The 17,181-nt window shown below is 56.7% G+C and carries 13 protein-coding genes and 1 riboswitch; of the genes, 10 read left to right on the top strand and 3 right to left on the bottom strand.

Going from position 1 to position 17,181, the window contains the following annotated elements; all coding sequences use genetic code 11:
• The first annotated feature begins 2 nt into the window (after positions 1 to 2).
• Positions 3 to 111: riboswitch (TPP riboswitch) on the top strand.
• 40 nt (positions 112 to 151) lie between these two features.
• From thiB to QRN55_RS14740, 4 genes are all read left to right on the top strand, one after another.
• Positions 152 to 1,165, top strand: a complete 1,014-nt coding sequence (gene thiB, locus QRN55_RS14755; protein ID WP_284777270.1) for a thiamine ABC transporter substrate binding subunit — start codon at positions 152 to 154, stop codon at positions 1,163 to 1,165.
• An 18-nt stretch (positions 1,166 to 1,183) separates the two neighbouring features.
• Entirely contained in the window at positions 1,184 to 2,803 is a 1,620-nt protein-coding gene (gene thiP, locus QRN55_RS14750; RefSeq protein ID WP_284777327.1) for a thiamine/thiamine pyrophosphate ABC transporter permease ThiP, read from the top strand.
• Complete coding sequence (locus QRN55_RS14745) at positions 2,800 to 3,516, top strand: thiamine ABC transporter ATP-binding protein (RefSeq protein WP_284777269.1); 717 nt, start codon at positions 2,800 to 2,802, stop codon at positions 3,514 to 3,516. Before thiP ends, QRN55_RS14745 begins: the two co-directional genes overlap by 4 nt.
• Positions 3,517 to 3,837: 321 nt before the next feature.
• The gene (locus QRN55_RS14740) at positions 3,838 to 5,316 is read left to right on the top strand and encodes a M48 family metalloprotease (protein ID WP_284777326.1); all 1,479 of its coding nucleotides are present in this window, start codon (positions 3,838 to 3,840) and stop codon (positions 5,314 to 5,316) included.
• An 85-nt stretch (positions 5,317 to 5,401) separates the two neighbouring features.
• Here the strand turns inward: QRN55_RS14740 and QRN55_RS14735 are convergent, their stop codons facing one another.
• Positions 5,402 to 5,974, bottom strand: a complete 573-nt coding sequence (locus QRN55_RS14735; protein ID WP_111840459.1) for a CarD family transcriptional regulator — start codon at positions 5,972 to 5,974, stop codon at positions 5,402 to 5,404.
• A gap of 544 nt (positions 5,975 to 6,518) precedes the next feature.
• On the opposite strand from QRN55_RS14735, the gene QRN55_RS14730 reads away from it, so the two are divergent.
• Together QRN55_RS14730 and QRN55_RS14725 are read left to right on the top strand one after the other, a co-directional pair.
• Positions 6,519 to 11,282, top strand: a complete 4,764-nt coding sequence (locus QRN55_RS14730) for an NAD-glutamate dehydrogenase (RefSeq protein ID WP_284777268.1) — start codon at positions 6,519 to 6,521, stop codon at positions 11,280 to 11,282.
• A gap of 72 nt (positions 11,283 to 11,354) precedes the next feature.
• Complete coding sequence (locus tag QRN55_RS14725) at positions 11,355 to 12,740, top strand: MFS transporter (RefSeq protein ID WP_284777267.1); 1,386 nt, start codon at positions 11,355 to 11,357, stop codon at positions 12,738 to 12,740.
• On the opposite strand, the gene phaR is transcribed toward QRN55_RS14725, so the two are convergent.
• Positions 12,731 to 13,306, bottom strand: coding sequence for a polyhydroxyalkanoate synthesis repressor PhaR (gene phaR / locus QRN55_RS14720; protein ID WP_233122129.1), 576 nt, complete (start codon positions 13,304 to 13,306; stop codon positions 12,731 to 12,733). The genes QRN55_RS14725 and phaR overlap by 10 nt on opposite strands.
• Before the next feature lie 240 nt (positions 13,307 to 13,546).
• Between phaR and QRN55_RS14715 the strand changes: the two genes are divergently transcribed.
• The 4 genes from QRN55_RS14715 to bfr all read left to right on the top strand — a co-directional run bounded on the left by QRN55_RS14715 (position 13,547) and on the right by bfr (position 16,607).
• Positions 13,547 to 14,728, top strand: coding sequence for an acetyl-CoA C-acetyltransferase (locus QRN55_RS14715; RefSeq protein WP_284777266.1), 1,182 nt, complete (start codon positions 13,547 to 13,549; stop codon positions 14,726 to 14,728).
• Positions 14,729 to 14,854: 126 nt separating this feature from the next.
• Positions 14,855 to 15,580 carry an acetoacetyl-CoA reductase gene (gene phbB / locus QRN55_RS14710; protein WP_233122127.1) on the top strand — a complete coding sequence of 242 codons (726 nt, stop codon included), beginning with the start codon at positions 14,855 to 14,857 and terminating at the stop codon, positions 15,578 to 15,580.
• Between the two features lie 258 nt (positions 15,581 to 15,838).
• Positions 15,839 to 16,150, top strand: a complete 312-nt coding sequence (locus tag QRN55_RS14705) for a (2Fe-2S)-binding protein (RefSeq protein ID WP_062452950.1) — start codon at positions 15,839 to 15,841, stop codon at positions 16,148 to 16,150.
• Entirely contained in the window at positions 16,116 to 16,607 is a 492-nt protein-coding gene (gene bfr / locus QRN55_RS14700; protein ID WP_162694605.1) for a bacterioferritin, read from the top strand. The genes QRN55_RS14705 and bfr overlap by 35 nt, the downstream gene beginning before the upstream one ends.
• Before the next feature lie 54 nt (positions 16,608 to 16,661).
• Here bfr and QRN55_RS14695 read toward each other — a convergent pair whose 3' ends face one another.
• Positions 16,662 to 17,168, bottom strand: coding sequence for an RNA pyrophosphohydrolase (locus tag QRN55_RS14695; protein WP_284777265.1), 507 nt, complete (start codon positions 17,166 to 17,168; stop codon positions 16,662 to 16,664).
• Positions 17,169 to 17,181 lie beyond the last annotated feature (13 nt).

The raw sequence follows: 17,181 nt of genomic DNA, 5'->3' as shown, positions 1-17,181 counted from the left end.
AGGCAGCTCTAACGGGGTGCTTTGTCTTGATTGACAAGGCTGAGAGGCATTTGCCAACCCGAAGAACCTGATCCGGTTAACACCGGCGGAGGGATTAGACGGCTTCCATCCAGACGCCTATTCCCGCTTGTCCATTCGAGGAGGTTGTCTGATGCATCGTCATTTCCTAACCCGCGCTCTGATTGCCGCGTCGCTTCTTCTGCCGGGCCTTGCCTATGCGCAGGACAAGAAGACGCTGACGGTCTATACCTATGAAAGCTTCGTTTCCGAGTGGGGGCCGGGTCCCAAGGTCAAGGCCGCCTTCGAGCAGACCTGTAACTGCGTCGTCAATTTCGTGGGCGTGGCAGATGGCGTGGCCTTGCTCAACCGGTTGAAGCTGGAAGGACCAAGTTCGAAGGCCGATGTCGTCGTCGGTCTCGATACCAACCTGATTGCAGAAGCCAAACAGACAGGTCTTTTCGAAGCATCGGGTATCGATACCGCAGCGGTGAAGGTGCCGGGTGGCTTCAAGGACGATGTCTTCGTGCCCTATGACTACGGTCATTTCGCCGTCATCTATGACACCCAGACAATCAAGAACCCGCCGAAAAGCCTGAAGGAATTGGTCGAGGGTGATCCGTCGCAGAAGATCGCCATTCAGGATCCTCGCACATCAACGCCGGGTCTCGGTCTGCTTTTGTGGGTGAAATCCGTTTACGGTGACAAGGCCCCGGAAGCATGGGCGAAGTTGAAGAACCGCGTTCTGACGGTAACGCCCGGCTGGTCGGAATCCTACGGGCTCTTTACCAAGGGTGAGGTTCCGATGGTGCTGTCCTATACGACATCGCCCGCTTATCACATGGTTGCGGAACACAGTGAACGGTATCAGGCGGCAGCCTTCGAAGAGGGACATTATATCCAGATCGAGGTTGCCGGTGTGCTGAAGAATGCACCGGAGAAGGAACTGGCAAAGCAATTTCTGGCATTTTCCCTGACGTCTGGTTTTCAGGATGCCATCCCCGAAAACAACTGGATGATGCCTGTTTCCCAGACATCGACACCGTTGCCGGAGGCGTTTTCCAAGCTCGTTCAGCCCACAAAAACATTCCTGATGTCGCCGGAAGAGGTGGCAAAGAATCGCAAGGCCTGGATCGATGAATGGCTGTCGGCCATGAGCGTGAAGTAACGGCGGGCGTTACCCTTGGTGATGGATCGTCGCGACATCAGCAGGTTCATAGTTGGCGGAGTAATGGCAAGTGCAGCCATTCTGCTCTTCATGGGGCTTGCTGTCACCGCACTTCTGTCCTTTGACGCGGGCGTAACTTCCGGGTCACTCTTCGACGCCTATACCCTGCGTATCTTGCGGTTCACGCTGTGGCAGGCAACCCTTTCTACCGCCCTTTCCGTGAGCCTTGGATTGCCAGTGGCGCTTGCTCTCGCGCGCCAGAGGGAATTCCCCGGTCGCATATGGATCATCCGTTTGATGGCGGTCCCGATGGGACTTCCGGTCATCGTGGGAGCACTGGGAATCATCGCCATCTGGGGACGCCAGGGCATCGTCAACACGATCGTTCTGGCGGCAGGCGCCGAGCAGCCTTTCAGTATTTACGGCCTTTCAGGCATTCTCATCGCCCACGTGTTTTTCAACCTCCCTCTCGCTGTCAGGTTTTTTCTGGCAGGTCTGGAACGGGTGCCGGGCGAATATTGGCGCATGGGCGCAAGTCTCAATTTCGATCCCGTCTCGACCTTCCGTTTTATCGAATGGCCTGCGGTGGCCAGGCTCATTCCCGGTGTCTCCGGGCTTATCTTCATGCTCTGTGCCACGAGCTTCACACTGGTTCTGCTTTTGGGCGGAGGACCTGCGGCAACGACGATCGAGGTGGCGATCTATCAGGCGCTTCGCTTCGATTTCGATCCTCCGCGCGCCATAGCGCTGTCGCTGATGCAGATCACCATGACCGGCATTCTTCTGGCACTGCTGGCCAGCCTTCCATCTGCGAATGCAGAGGCATCGACGGAGGGCAGGCAAGTGCGCCGTTTTGACGGTGAAGGCAGTGTCGCGCGTCTATGGGACGGGGCTGTCATTTTGCTGATGCTGTTGCTCGTGGGTCTTCCGCTGATTGCCGTTGCATCATCGGGGCTGACAGCGGATTTATCGCGCCTGCTGACCGCAGCCACGTTTCAAAAAGCGGCGATGACGAGCTTGTTGATCGCCGTCGTCTCGGCCTCACTCTCCATTCTGGTGTCGGTTGCGCTCATCCGCGCCCGTCAGGCCATCGCGGCGAACAGAAACGCATCGCTGACATTGCGGGTGCTGTTTACCGCCATGGGAGCAGGCTCGTCACTCGTCTTGCTGGTGCCGCCTGTGGTGCTGGGCAGCGGCTGGTTTTTGCTGCTACGACCCTTCGGCGACGTGTCGATATTTGCACCGGCGCTTGTCTCCGCCATCAACACGCTTATGGCGCTCCCCTTCGTAATGCGCGTGCTTGAACCTGCCTTCATCACCCATCAGGCCCGCAGTGGACGCCTCTCAACCAGTCTCGGAATATCCGGCTTTTCCAGACTTCGTCTCGTTGACTGGCCGGTTTTGTGGCGGCCCGTGGCTATGGCATTGTCCTTCGCCATGGCGCTGTCTTTGGGAGACCTAGGCGCCGTCGCCTTGTTCGGCTCGGAAAGCTTCGTGACGTTGCCGTGGTTGGTCTATAGCAATATGGGCAGTTACAGAACCAATGATGCAGCGGGTTACGCCTTCATTCTCGGCGTTATCTGCCTTCTCCTTGCAGCAGGCGGCGTTTCGCGTCAGCCATCGAAAGCCATGACATGAACGCGCAGGACAAGGGCGTGAGCCTTGAGAACGTGACTTTGAAACTCGGTCAGCAGGATTTTGCACTGGATTGCAGCTTCCAGCGCGGCAAGGTAACGGCGGTCGTCGGTCCCTCCGGATCTGGAAAGTCCACGCTTCTCAATCTGGTCGCAGGTTTCGAAGCGCCGGATGCTGGCCGAGTAATGATCGAAGGACGTGATATGCGAGGGCTCGATCCATCGCAACGGCCCGTCTCGGTTGTCTTTCAGGATAATAATCTCTTCGCTCATCTGGATATCATCACCAATGTCGGGCTCGGCATCAGCCCTTCCCTGAGGCTGTCGGCAGAAGACAAAGTCGCCATCCCCCATGCCCTTGAGCGCGTGGGGCTGGGCGGTTTTGAAAAGCGGTTGCCATCCACGATGTCCGGCGGTGAGCGACAGAGAGCGGCTTTGGCAAGGGCGCTGGTGCGCCGCCGCGCAGTGATGTTGCTGGACGAGCCGTTTGCGGCGCTCGATCCGGGTTTGCGCGTGGGCATGGCGAAGCTGCTGGAAGACCTCCATGCAGAACTCGGAAATACCGTTCTTCTCGTGACGCACCACCCCGACGATATCCGTCGTCTGGCCGATGCCGTGGTGTTTCTCGCGCAGGGCCGTGTCCTGTTTGAAGGAAGCACCGAGGCATTCTTCGCAGCAACGCATCTGGATGACATCAGGGCGTTTCTGGCGGCGTAACGGGTTCACGACGAGGGCCGCGGGACACTACGCGTCACAATTTGGACGCGGCCTGCTGTCAAGTCTGCGAAATCACACAGGCGACCCGTCATTTTTGCACTTGCGCATTATTAACAACTGCTTGAAAAACGATGCAAACAACCGATCCATACGAAATATTTCCACGTGAAGGATCGTTTTCGTTGTTTGCGCATTCACATGCCCCTAGGGGTTATATGGTAAACTGGTCTGCAGATAACGGATGATCAGGAACGTTAGGAGCAGACGAGCAGGATGATGACGTGTGTGAAGGCTCTGCAGAGCCACACCTCCGGTCAGAATGTGTGGCATAAAGGCAAGACGGCGAAGCGCATTCTGGCGCTGGCAACCGCTGGCCTTGTCCTGTCGTCGTGCCAGTCTCTCTTCAGCCCTTCCTATCAATCCACACTCAAGCCGTCGGATAATCCGCAGACGGTGGAACAGGTGCAGAAGAATGATCCGCGCGCGCAAATGGGTGCCCGAGAGCATCCACGCATCGTGGCCAGCTACGGCGGTGAATATCACGACGACAAAACTGAACGTCTGGTCGCTCGCATTGCTGGCGCGCTGACGGCAGTATCGGAAAATCCGCAGCAGTCCTATCGAATCACGATTTTGAACTCCCCTGCCATCAACGCCTTTGCCTTGCCCGGCGGTTATCTCTACGTCACGCGCGGTCTTCTGGCGCTTGCCAATGATGCGTCGGAAGTGGCGGCGGTGCTGTCCCACGAAATGGGCCACGTCACGGCCAATCACGGCATCGAGCGTCAGCGTCGCGAAGAGGCCGAAGTAATTGCCAGCCGCGTCGTTGCCGAGGTGCTTTCGAGCGATCTGGCTGGAAAGCAGGCCTTGGCCCGTGGCAAGCTGCGTCTCGCCGCCTTCTCGCGTCAGCAGGAGCTGCAAGCCGATGTCATCGGCGTGCGCATGCTCGGCGAAGCGGGCTACGACCCTTATGCGTCACCGCGCTTCCTCGATTCCATGGCAGCCTATGCGCGCTTTACGTCCGCTGACCCCGACAGCGATCAAAGCCTCGACTTCCTGTCCAGCCACCCGAACACACCGCAGCGCATCGAGCTTGCAAAACGCCATGCGCGCGCCTTCGGTCAGGAGGGGCAGGTGGGTGACAAGGGCCGCGACTGGTTCCTCAATGGTATCGATGGTCTTCTATACGGGGATAGCCCGCAGGAAGGCTATGTGCGCGGCAACACGTTCCTGCACGGCACTCTGGGTATCCGGTTCGATGTGCCTGAAGGATTTCAGATCGACAACAAGGTCGAGGCCGTTCTCGCGACAGGACCAGGCGAAATGGCCATCCGTTTCGATGGTGTCGCCGATCCCAAGCAGACGAGCCTTGCCAATTATCTGACGAGTGGCTGGGTTGCCGGATTGGTGCCGGAAACGGTGCGTGAGACGGAGATCAACGGACTTCCTGCTGCGACCGCCCGTGCGACTGCGGACAAATGGGATTTCGATGTCACCGTCATTCGCGTCGGCCAGCAGATATTCCGGTTCCTGACAGCGGTTCCGAAAGGCAGCGCGCAGCTCGACAGCGTCGCCAATGTCCTGCGCACGAGCTTCCGTAAGATGACACCGGCTGAGATAACCGCCCTCAAACCGCTACGGGTGCGTGTTGTCACCACCAAGCCGGGCGACACCGTTGCTTCACTGGCGGCGCGTATGATGGGCACGGACCGCAAGGTCGAGCTTTTCCGTGTGTTGAACGCGATGAGTGCTACATCGGTCATTCAGCCGGGTGAGCGGGTCAAAATCATTTCGGAATAAAAAACCCGGCCTTTGAATTATGTCTCGCGAGGTCGCCACGAGAGATAATTCAAAGGCCGGGTTTGATGGAGCGGATAGAAATCGCTTACGCGGCTTCTTCTTCCTGTGCGTCGTCTTCTTCCACGGTCTTGCCGCGCTTAGGACCCTTGTTGAGGTTTACTTCAACGAGGCGAACGGCCTCGGTTTCAGACATCTTGTTCACAGCCGCGATTTCACGGGCCATACGATCAAGAGCAGCTTCATAAAGCTGACGCTCGGAGTAAGACTGCTCAGGCTGATTTTCGGCGCGATAGAGATCGCGAACGACTTCAGCGATGGCAATCAGATCGCCGGAATTGATTTTCGCATCATATTCCTGCGCGCGGCGCGACCACATGGTACGCTTGACGCGAGCCTTGCCCTGAACAACCTTCAGTGCGCGCTCGACGAAATCCCCTTCGGAAAGCTTGCGCATGCCAATGCTGACAGCCTTTGCCACCGGAACTTTCAGGCGCATCTTGTCTTTTTCGAAATCGATGACGAAAAGTTCGAGCTTCATGCCCGCGACTTCTTGTTCTTCAATCGTCGAGATAGTACCGACACCATGAGCGGGATAAACGATCGCTTCGCCGGTCTTGAAACCGTGACGCGCTGGAGATTTTTTCTGCTGGATTGTCATTCGTTCTAAAAACTCCCTGTTACATACACCCGGTGTTTCCGGGGGTCGGGTCGGTCAGGCCCGGATGAGACGGGGGAAACCGTCAGGTGACTTCGTACTGGTACAGACGTGCGCTCAAAAATAAATCACCTTGCAACCGGCAGGTTGACAACACAAACGTTCGATATGTCACGGAAACCGCGTGCAAGTGATGAGTTGCTTTCGTGGTGTTTTTGGGCACGCAAATGCCACGCTGTGGATCAGTTTCATAGGTCTACCACAAAAATACGTGGAAATCAATAATTTGCTTCAACCGTGACTATGGCGTCACAATAGGGTCGCCCGGACATTAACAGAAAACGCTCAATTGATACTTTTGAAATGCAGTCGCGGCCCATGAGCCACTCTTTCAATCGAATAAAATTTGCAGATGTCGTTTAAAGCATTGCTGCCCACTTAAACTATTCATAATTCCGCGCCAATATCCGATTCGAATTTGATGGAAATGACAAGATTTTTTGATTTTCTTTCATAAACCCTCACTCTTCGGGAGGAAAAAGGTAAAATGGGCTACCGGAACAATCCAAAACGCGACAAACAACTCCAAAAATCCAGAAAACTGGCGGAAGCATCCGGCAAGCCCTTCATCGACCCGACCGTCGTCTTCGGTCGGGCAAGTGGAGATGATATTCAATATTATTCCCCGGAAATGCTGGCAGCAACAGCGGCGCATACAGCAGCGCAACTGGCGCACTGGAAAAAGAACGAGCCTTATATTGGAATTTCGCAAGTAGAAGGCGTCAATCCACGTGATGTTCAGGTTTCTGTTCTGACCGTCATCGGTCGCAACATGCCCTTCCTGTACGATTCCGTCATGGGCGAAGTCACCAGCAGCTATCGTAATCTGTATCTGGCAGTCCATCCGATCATGGTTTCCGATGCCTCGGCGCTGGGGGGATATCGTCTGGCTGACCCAGAGACGGATGCGTCAGAAGATAATATCAGTGTCATCCAGCTTCACATTGCACCTGCGACCGCGCAGGCAGCCGACATTCTCGAAGAAAAAATACGCTTCGTTTTGTCGCAGGTTCAGTCGGCCTACAGCGACTGGAAGCCGATGCTGGCAAAACTCGATGAAGCGCTTGAAGAACTGAAAGCCCGTGGCTCCAGTCGCCGCAAGCCGGAGCGGAATGAAGCTGTCGCCTTTCTGGAGTGGTTGCGCAACGATAACTTCACATTCCTCGGAATGCGCGACTACAACTATTCCGGCGCCGGCAAGAACGCCCGTGTCGAGCGCGGCGAAGGCAGTGGCCTGGGCACACTGACCGACCCGAATGTGCGCGTGTTGCGGCTTGGCAAGGATGCTGTGACCACGACGCCCGAAATCCTCGCTTTCCTCGATGGCCCCGATTTCCTGATCGTCACCAAGGCCAATGTCAAATCCATCGTCCACCGTCGTGCCTATATGGATTACATCGGCATCAAGCGGTTCGATGAGGATGGCAATGTCGTTGGTGAGTTGCGCATCGTGGGTCTTTTCACGGCGACGGCCTACACCCACTCTGTTCGCCAAATCCCGCTTCTACGTGCCAAGGTCGCAGAGGTGGAGCACCATTTCGGCTTCGACCCCAACAGCCACTCCGGCCGTATTCTGCACAATACGCTGCAATCCTATCCGCGTGACGACCTCTTCCAGATCGACACTGATCTCCTGATCCGTTTCATCGAGCAGATCATGGAGCTGAGCGACCGTCCACGCGTGCGCGTCCTACCGCGTATCGACCGTTTCGACCGCTTTGTCTCGGTCATTATCTTCGTGCCGCGTGAGGAATATAATTCCTACGTCCGCGAGAAGATCGGCGAGTATCTGGCCGATGTCTATGATGGCCACATCTCGGCCTACTATCCGGCCTTCCCGGAAGGGGCTGTCGCGCGCGTGCATTTCATCGTCGGGCGCACCAATGACAAGACGCCCCGGATCGCTCAGGACAAGCTCGAGGATGCTGTCGGTGATATCGCGGCGCGCTGGATCGATCACTTCGTGGCACTCTCGCCATCTGGTGCGCCAGTGCTCGATGTCGATCAGGCCTATCAGGAAGCCTTCACCCCCGATGAAGCCATCGGTGACATGGCCGATATCCTGGCCACCGCTGGCGGCGAGCCCGTTCGCATCGAATTCTATCGTCGTCAGGAACAGGCAGATGGCGTGCTGTCCCTGAAGATTTTCCACCGGGACGGTCATCTGCCGCTTTCGCGGCGTGTGCCTCTGCTCGAAAATCTTGGTTTCAGCGTCATTAGCGAGCGCACCTTCGACGTGGGCGTCGTCTCTGGCGATGAGACGCGCACCATCGTGCTGCACGATATGGAGTTGAAGGCCCAGCAGGGCGTCAAGCTCGATCTGGCGATCTATGGGCCGCGGCTGGAAGAGGCGTTTCTTGCCGCGTTCGATGGCCGCGTCGATAATGACAACTTCAATCGCCTGATCCTCGCAGCCGGTCTCGACGTGCGAGAAATTTCCGTCTTGCGTGCCTACGCCCGCTATCTGCGCCAGACAGGGATCGTGTATTCACAGGAGCATATTTCCGAAACCCTGTTCAAGTATCCCGCCATCGCCGCGCAGATATTCGAACTCTTTTCCCATGGCTTCGACCCCAAGCTGGGCGAAAAGCCACGTTTGCGCAAACTGTCCGATCTTCACAAGGTAATCGAAGCGGCGCTGTCTGGCGTGCCCAATCTGGATGAGGACCGCACGCTTCGCCGCTATGTCAACGCTGTCGACTCCACGTTGCGCACCAATTATTTCCAGCGCAACGAGGACGGTTCGCCAAAGGCGATGCTGGCGTTCAAATTCGATCCGAAGCTGCTGGACGGACTGCCGGACCCGCGCCCGTTCCGGGAAATCTTCGTTTACGGCACAGAGGTCGAAGGCGTTCATCTGCGCTTCGGCAAGGTTGCCCGTGGCGGCCTTCGCTGGTCGGATCGCGGTCAGGACTACCGCACGGAAGTTCTGGGACTGGTCAAGGCGCAGCAGGTGAAGAATGCCGTGATCGTGCCGGTTGGTGCAAAGGGCGGCTTTTTCCCGAAGACTCTGCCGGTCGGCGGTAGCCGTGATGAAATATTCACTGCCGGTAAGGACGCCTACCAGACCTATATCCGCACGCTGCTGTCGATCACTGACAATATCATCGGCGATGATATCGTACCGCCTGCCGACACGCTGAGACTGGATGGGGACGATCCCTATTTCGTCGTCGCAGCGGATAAAGGAACGGCGACGTTTTCGGATACAGCCAACGGTCTGGCGCGGGAGGCAGGATTCTGGCTGGATGATGCTTTCGCATCCGGCGGATCTGCCGGCTATGACCACAAGAAAATGGGTATTACCGCGCGTGGTGCCTGGGAAACCGTGAAGCGGCATTTCCGCGAGATGGACACCGATATCCAGACGACACCGTTCAAGGTCGTCGGTGTCGGTGACATGTCCGGCGACGTCTTCGGCAATGGCATGTTGCTGTCTGAAAAGATCGAGCTGATCGCCGCGTTCGACCACCGCGATATCGTCATCGATCCGACACCCGACACCGCCAAATCCTTTGCGGAGCGCAAGCGCCTGTTCGATCTGCTGCGGTCCAGCTGGCAGGATTACGATCGTTCGACCCTCTCTCAAGGCGCAATGATTATTTCCCGGTCGGAAAAATCTGTGACGCTCACGCAGGAAGCGGCTGGTGCCATCGGTCTCGACAAGCTAGTGGCAACGCCATTCGAGATCATGACGGCAATCCTCAAGGCGCCAGTCGACCTGCTCTGGTTTGGCGGCATCGGCACCTACGTCAAGGCTGCGGTGGAAACCAATGCCGAGGTGGGTGATCGCGCCAACGACCCGATCCGTGTCAATGCGACCGAGGTGCGTGCCAAGGTCATTGGTGAAGGGGCCAATCTGGGCATTACGCAAAAGGCACGCATTGCCTATGCGCTTGCCGGTGGCCGATGCAATTCGGACGCTATCGACAACTCGGCGGGCGTGAATTCCTCCGACGTCGAGGTCAATATCAAGATTGCGCTTGCGTCGCCCGTCAATGATGGTCGTCTGACCCTGGCCAAGCGCAACCAGTTGCTGTCTTCCATGACGACGGAGGTGGCTCAGCTCGTGCTGCGCAACAACTACCTTCAGTCGCTGGCGATATCGCTGACGGAGCGCCGGGGAACGGAAAACCGCGAGGAGCTTGGTCGCTTGATGAGCGCCTTAGAGGCGGTCGGTCAGTTGAACCGCAAGGTGGAAACGCTGCCAAATGATGCAGAGTTTGCCGAACGCTACGCGGCGGCAAAGCCTCTGACGCGGCCCGAGATCGGCGTTCTCTTGTCCTATGCCAAGCTGACGCTGTTCGATACGCTGGTGGCGAGCTCGCTGCCGGACGAGCCCTATCTGCAGCATCTGCTGACGGATTACTTCCCAAGCAAAATGCAGAAGACCTATGCGGCTGATATCACCAGCCATCGCCTGCACCGGGAAATCGTCGCGACATCGCTGGCCAACCAGGTCGTCAACAGGGGTGGTCCGGGCTTCGTACAGAAGCTTGTGGATGCCAGCGGCATGCTGGCCCCGGCTGTCGTCAAGGCGGCAATGATCGTCGAGGATGGGTTTGGCCTCAAACGGCTTTGGAGCGAGATCGACCAGCTCGACGGCCAGATTTCCGGCGATGTGCAGAACGGGCTCTATGCCATGGTTGCGCGCATCTACACGGACGCGACGCGGCTTTATTTGCAGACGGCAAATACCGTTTCGGGCTCCATGACAGATGAGATCGGCAAGTTGAAGACGGCGATAAAGTCGCTCTCGCCCGGTGCCGCCAAGTACAAGGAAGAGGTTGGCTTTACGCAGATCGATGGCGTTGCGCCGGAATTGGTGCGGGAATTGGAAACGCTTTCCCTTCTCGTCTACGTGCCGGAAATCATGCTGATTGCCGAACAGGCCAGTACGACTCTTGCCCGTGCGGCGGATAGCTATGGCGCTGTTTCGGTTACCTTCCGTGTTGCACGGCTTCTTGATGCCGGTCAGCGTGTTACGCCTGCCGACCACTATGAAAGTCTTGCTCTGCTGCGCAGTCAGGACCAGATTTCCGCATCACGTCGCCGCATCGTCATCTCTGCGCTGACGGAACATGCCAAGGAGAAAAACCCGGTTCAGGCCTGGTATGCAGCCGACCGCGTTAGGGTCAATCGCATCGTCTCCGAGCTTGCGGCCTTGAGCGACAGTGGCGACACGAACCTTGCGCGTCTGACTGTTGCCGCCGGTCTGCTTTCGGATATAGTCCAGGCGCGAAACGTCTGATATCAGACGTTGGCTGCCCGGCGAAAATGCCGGGCAGTTTTACGAATACCAAAGCGGCCGAAAGGGTGACGCATGGCCTCATCTTCCCCTGCGACCGAAGAGACCGTGACGAAACGCGGTATCTGGGGCTGGATGCTCTTCGACTGGGCGGCCCAACCCTTTTTCACTGTCGTGACCACCTTCATTTTTGGGCCCTATTTCGTCGCCCGACTGACGGCTGATCCGATTTCTGCGCAGACGACCTGGAGCAATATGGCGACCATATCGTCTGTGGTCATAGCCATTTTCTCTCCCATACTCGGTTCCATTGCCGACCAGTCCGGCTCGAGAAAGCCGTGGATCGCATTCTTCGCGACCTTCAAGATCGCCAGCCTGTCGATGCTGTGGTTTGCCGCACCCGGCTCTGCGATCATCTGGCCTGTTACGTTCATGATACTGGCGTCGATTGCGGCGGAGTTTTCGATCGTTTTCAACGATTCCATGATGCCGAGGCTGACGACACCGCAAAATGTCGGGCGCATCTCCAACACGGCCTGGGGGCTTGGCTATCTCGGCGGTATGGTGGTGCTGATTTTCGTGGTGCTGTTTCTGGCGGCGTCTCCGGCCACGGGTGTGACCATTCTTGGAATTCCGCCTCTCTTTGGGCTTGATCCCGCAGCAGGAGAAGATGCGCGCATCACCGGCCCGATCTCTGCGCTCTGGTATCTGGTTTTTATCCTGCCCATGTTTTTCTTCACGCCCGATGTGAAGAAGGGTTTGCCTCTGGCAAAAGCCGTTCATTCCGGCCTCACGGAACTGAAGGCGACCGTTAGGGAGCTCAAGGGACGGCCAACCATCATGCGGTTTCTCATCGCCCGAATGCTGTATCAGGACGGCGTCAACGGCGTTTTGATCCTTGGTGGTGCTTTTGCCGCTGGCCTGTTTGGATGGGGCACGATGGAAATCGGCATATATGGCATCATCCTCAACATCGTCGCTATCGGCAGTTGCCTTGCTGCTGGCCGTGTGGACCAGCGGCTCGGCTCGCGAAACACGGTGCTGATCGCTCTGACGCTGCTCCTGGCAGCGACCCTCGGCATCGTCTCCACCCAGACCGATTCCACATTGTTCGGGCTGCTGGCGCTTCCCGTCGGCGCTCATGAAGGACTGTTTTCCAGCGGAGCGGAGAAAGCCTATCTGGTCTACGGCATGCTGATCGGCATTGCCTTCGGGCCCGTGCAGGCATCGTCGCGCTCTTATCTCGCCCGCAACGTGACGATAGCGGAAGCGGGCCGTTACTTCGGAATCTACGCGCTTTCCGGTCGGGCAACCAGTTTCATGGCAACGCTATCCTTTTCCATCGTGACCTACGCCACCGGCTCGGCCCATCTGGGCATGGCTATGCTCACCATTTTCCTGGGTGCCGGCTTCCTTCTTCTGCTGCGAGTGCCAGAGAGGGCTGAAGCGCGTCAGAGTTGATCAAGCTTGGTCTGGAGCGTGCGCAACTGGGACTTCAGTTCATCGATTTCGGACGCATCAGGCTTCTTGGTTTCCTTGGGTACAGGCGGCACCGGGAATGGCGTGAAGACCTGCATGGCCTGGCGGAAGAGTTCCGTGTTGCGCTTGACCTGTTCTTCCATGAAGCCAAAGGGCGTCGCAAAGTTTTTAGACGCCGATGTGTCACCGAAAGCTTTCGCCATCTGGTCCTGCATCTGGCTTTGCTGCTCGGAAAATGTCTTCATCGAATGTTCGAGAAAGGTCGGCACGACCATCTGCATCTGGTCTCCGTAATAGGAGATGAGTTGTCGCAGGAAAGCCGTCGGTAGCAGGGTGTTTCCGGTCTTGCCTTCCTGTTCGACGATGATCTGCGTCAGCACCGCATGGGTGATGTCTTCAGATGTCTTAGCGTCCTGGACCTTGAACTCTTCCCCGCGTTTGACCATCTTCGCCAGGTCTTCCAGCGTCACATAGGTGCTCGTGCCGGTGTTATAGAGCCGCCGGTTGGCATATTTCTTGATGATGGTCTCGCCAGTGTGTTTTGCCATGCTCGCCTCCTCGCGATGCCGGTACATTCTTTTTATCAGGTATTTTTGCTCTTCCCATCTTTAAGACTATGCTGAAATCAACCGTTCTGACAAACGGTTTGTGCGATGCAGCAGTCACTTTTTTTGCGCAGCATTCGTGTTCGTCTATCCCTGAAAGTATGGTCGACAGGTACATTCATGGCGGTTTGACTTGCGTGCAAAGCTTTGCCAATCTCGCGGCGCAAAATGGGAGATACAGTTATGACCTCGACTTCAATCGTCATTGTCAGTGCAGCACGCACGGCAGTTGGCTCTTTCAACGGCAGCTTTGCCAACACGCCCGCGCATGAGCTTGGTGCCGCGGTCATCAAGTCCGTGCTGGAAAGAGCAGGCGTTGGACCCAACGAGGTCGATGAGGTCATTCTGGGTCAGGTGCTGGCGGCAGGCGAAGGCCAGAACCCGGCACGCCAGGCGGCGATGAAGGCAGGTGTGCCACAGGAGGCGACGGCATTCGGCATCAACCAGCTCTGCGGTTCCGGCCTGCGTGCGGTTGCTCTTGGCATGCAGCAAATCGCCACCGGCGATGCGTCGATCATCGTAGCAGGTGGTCAGGAATCCATGTCGATGGCGCCGCACTGCGCGCATTTGCGCGGCGGCGTCAAAATGGGTGATTTCAAAATGGTCGACACCATGCTGAAAGATGGCCTGACCGATGCCTTCTACGGCTATCATATGGGCATTACCGCTGAAAACATCGCCCGGCAGTGGCAACTTTCGAGAGACGATCAGGACCAGTTCGCCGTCACCTCCCAGAACCGTGCGGAGGCGGCGCAGACCGCCGGGCGGTTTGCAGACGAGATCGTACCCTTTATCATCAAGGGTCGGAAAAGCGACGTTACCATTGATGCAGATGAATATATTCGTGCGGGTGCATCACTCGATACGCTGACGAAGCTGCGGCCTGCTTTCGACAAGGAAGGCACGGTTACGGCTGGCAATGCATCAGGCCTCAACGATGGCGCCGCCGCCGTTCTTCTGATGAGCGAAGCCGAAGCGCAAAAGCGCGGTCTTCAGCCTTTGGGTCGCATCGCGTCTTGGGCCACCGCTGGGGTTGACCCACAAATCATGGGGACGGGTCCAATACCTGCGTCTCGTAAGGCGCTTGCCAAGGCTGGCTGGGCTGTTTCCGATCTTGATCTGATAGAGGCAAACGAGGCCTTTGCGGCGCAGTCGTGCGCCGTCGTGCGTGATCTGGGTCTCGACCCCGAAATCGTCAACGTCAATGGCGGCGCCATTGCCATCGGTCACCCCATCGGTGCATCCGGCGCGCGCGTTCTCAACACCTTGCTGTTCGAGATGAAGCGACGCAGTGCCAAGAAGGGGCTGGTTACCCTTTGCATTGGCGGCGGCATGGGTGTTGCGATGTGTCTTGAGGGCATGTGAGCGCCCCCGATCATCGAAATGCCATGATGGCCTCCAATGTGACGCACGCCGTTATCGCAAGACAGCAACAGGTTTTGAGGCGACATGCGCTAAAGGCTGACACAGTGAATGACAGGAGGCCTTGATATGAGCCGGGTTGCATTGATAACGGGCGGAACCAGCGGCATTGGCGCAGCCATAGCGAAGGCACTTCATGCCGCTGGCTACAGGGTTGCCGTCAACTACGCTTTCACTGAAGATCGCGCCGAGCAGTTTCGTCGCGATACCGGCATTCCGGCCTATTGCTGGGATATTAGAGATTACGATGCCTGCGTGGCGGGCATTGCCAAGGTCGAGAGCGATATTGGCCCTGTGGAGGTTCTGGTGAACAATGCCGGGATAACCCGCGATGCCATGTTCCATAAGATCACGCCGCAGCAGTGGCGGGATGTGATCGACACGAACCTGACCGGCGCATTCAATATGACGCATCCTGTCTGGCCCGGAATGCGTGAGCGTGGCTTTGGACGTATCGTCAACATATCCTCCATCAACGGCCAAAAAGGGCAGGCGGGACAGGCGAATTACTCTGCGGCAAAGGCTGGAGACATTGGCCTGACGAAGGCTCTGGCGCAGGAAGGCGCGGCGCGCAACATCACCGTCAACGCGATCTGCCCCGGCTATATCGGAACAGAAATGGTGCGCGCCATCCCTGAGAACGTGCTGAACGATCGCATTCTGCCGCAGATACCGGTTGGGCGGTTGGGTGAGCCGGAAGAGATTGCCCGCTGCGTGCTGTTTCTCGCTTCAGACGAAGCGGGCTTCATTACGGGGTCGACGCTCACCGCCAATGGCGGGCAGTATTTCGCGTGAGCCCACTCGGGCGAAAGCCGTGATCCAGTAAACTTTCCGTGATCACGCAAGGCTGGTAGGCGCTCACTTCATATAAATTGATCGTGATTTTTTGCAGATCAATGATAGCTAAATAAATGAAAATAAGAGGATTTTTGTAATGTTTAGAACGAGTCTAATATATCGTATTTCTTAATATTAGAGGTTTTACTTGACACTCAGTGTCCTGTTTTGGTTTAAGAGTGAAAACAAAGTGTTGCGTCACACAGGCAATGATCCATGCTCGTTTGCAGCTGCAATTACATCACCGATAACGATATTCGTGACGTCATCAACGAGATGCTCGATGAGGACTGTTGGCAGTTGATCGTGCCCGCCAAAGTGTATCACGCTATGGCCAAGCGCGGCCGTTGCTGCGGCTGCTTTCCCACTGTCGTCGAGCTGATTATCAAGACCACAGAAGAATATCATGCACGTCGCCACTCGACGGAAGCCGATGTTTTTGATTTTATGTCCCGCCTGAGACAATTGCATGAAGACAACAGGAGAGCGGACATTGAAAGGCGACACAAGAGTCATCGAGCAGCTTAACGAGGCTTTGTTCCTCGAGCTCGGCGCGGTCAACCAGTACTGGCTGCACTACCGGCTGCTGAACGATTGGGGCTATACAAAGCTCGCCAAGAAAGAGCGTGCCGAATCCATCGAAGAGATGCAGCACGCCGACAAGATCATCGATCGTATCATTTTCCTCGAAGGCCATCCCAACCTTCAGACCGTCGCGCCGCTGCGCATCGGTCAGAACGTAAAGGAAGTGCTGGAAGCCGATCTTGCTGGCGAATACGACGCCCGCACGGCCTACAAGAAGTCACGCGATATCTGTCACGATGCGGGTGATTATGTCTCGATGAAGCTTTTCGAAACGCTGCTCATCGATGAAGAAGGCCATATCGACTTCCTCGAAACACAGCTTGACCTCCTGAACAAGATTGGTGAGAGCAAGTATGGTCAGCTCAACGCTGACTCTGCCGACGCTGCAGAATCCGAATAAGACTGTCATCGTTAAAATGAAAAAGGCGGCATTCGTGCCGCCTTTTTTGTATCATCAGTCTGCGAGATGCCGGAATTCGGCGACCACCTGCTCATAGACCCCGCGTTTGAAGGGAACGATCAGGTTGGGCAGGCTTTCCATTGGTTTCCAGGCCCAGGCATCGAATTCCGGCTCATGACCTGTCGGTGGCGGATTGATCTGGATTTCGCTTTCATCGCCCTCGAAACGGAACGCAAACCACCGCTGCGCCTGTCCACGATACTTTCCTCTGAGGCCAACACCGATCAGCTGCGGTGGCAGGTCGTAATGGATCCAGTCACTGGCTTCTGCGAGGAGGGAAACGGTCTTCATACCCGTTTCCTCGTAGAGTTCTCTGATGGCAGCGAGCAGAGGCTTCTCGCCCTCATCAATGCCCCCCTGCGGCATCTGCCACAGTTGCGGCGAGCCGTCGAACTCCGAATTGCCTTGGGAAATACGTCGTCCAGCCCAAACCAAACCTTGCGCGTTGAGCACCATGATACCGGCACAGGGACGGTAGGGAAGATCGTCTGCTTTGATCATCGTATCGGCCTTT

This window comes from Agrobacterium sp. lyk4-40-TYG-31, assembly GCF_030209855.1.
Lineage (GTDB): Bacteria > Pseudomonadota > Alphaproteobacteria > Rhizobiales > Rhizobiaceae > Agrobacterium > Agrobacterium vaccinii.
This window is presented reverse-complemented; position numbering and strand designations above follow the sequence as displayed.

Bases quoted from the DNA above. Each gene is read 5' to 3' on its own strand.
- thiB (WP_284777270.1), top strand. From the start codon at position 152: ATGCATCGTCATTTCCTAACCCGCGCTCTGATTGCCGCGTCGCTTCTT.
- QRN55_RS14745 (WP_284777269.1), top strand. From the start codon at position 2,800: ATGAACGCGCAGGACAAGGGCGTGAGCCTTGAGAACGTGACTTTGAAA.
- QRN55_RS14735 (WP_111840459.1), bottom strand. From the start codon at position 5,974: ATGACAATCCAGCAGAAAAAATCTCCAGCGCGTCACGGTTTCAAGACC.
- QRN55_RS14730 (WP_284777268.1), top strand. From the start codon at position 6,519: ATGGGCTACCGGAACAATCCAAAACGCGACAAACAACTCCAAAAATCC.
- QRN55_RS14725 (WP_284777267.1), top strand. From the start codon at position 11,355: ATGGCCTCATCTTCCCCTGCGACCGAAGAGACCGTGACGAAACGCGGT.
- phaR (WP_233122129.1), bottom strand. From the start codon at position 13,306: ATGGCAAAACACACTGGCGAGACCATCATCAAGAAATATGCCAACCGG.
- QRN55_RS14715 (WP_284777266.1), top strand. From the start codon at position 13,547: ATGACCTCGACTTCAATCGTCATTGTCAGTGCAGCACGCACGGCAGTT.
- phbB (WP_233122127.1), top strand. From the start codon at position 14,855: ATGAGCCGGGTTGCATTGATAACGGGCGGAACCAGCGGCATTGGCGCA.
- QRN55_RS14705 (WP_062452950.1), top strand. From the start codon at position 15,839: ATGCTCGTTTGCAGCTGCAATTACATCACCGATAACGATATTCGTGAC.
- QRN55_RS14695 (WP_284777265.1), bottom strand. From the start codon at position 17,168: ATGATCAAAGCAGACGATCTTCCCTACCGTCCCTGTGCCGGTATCATG.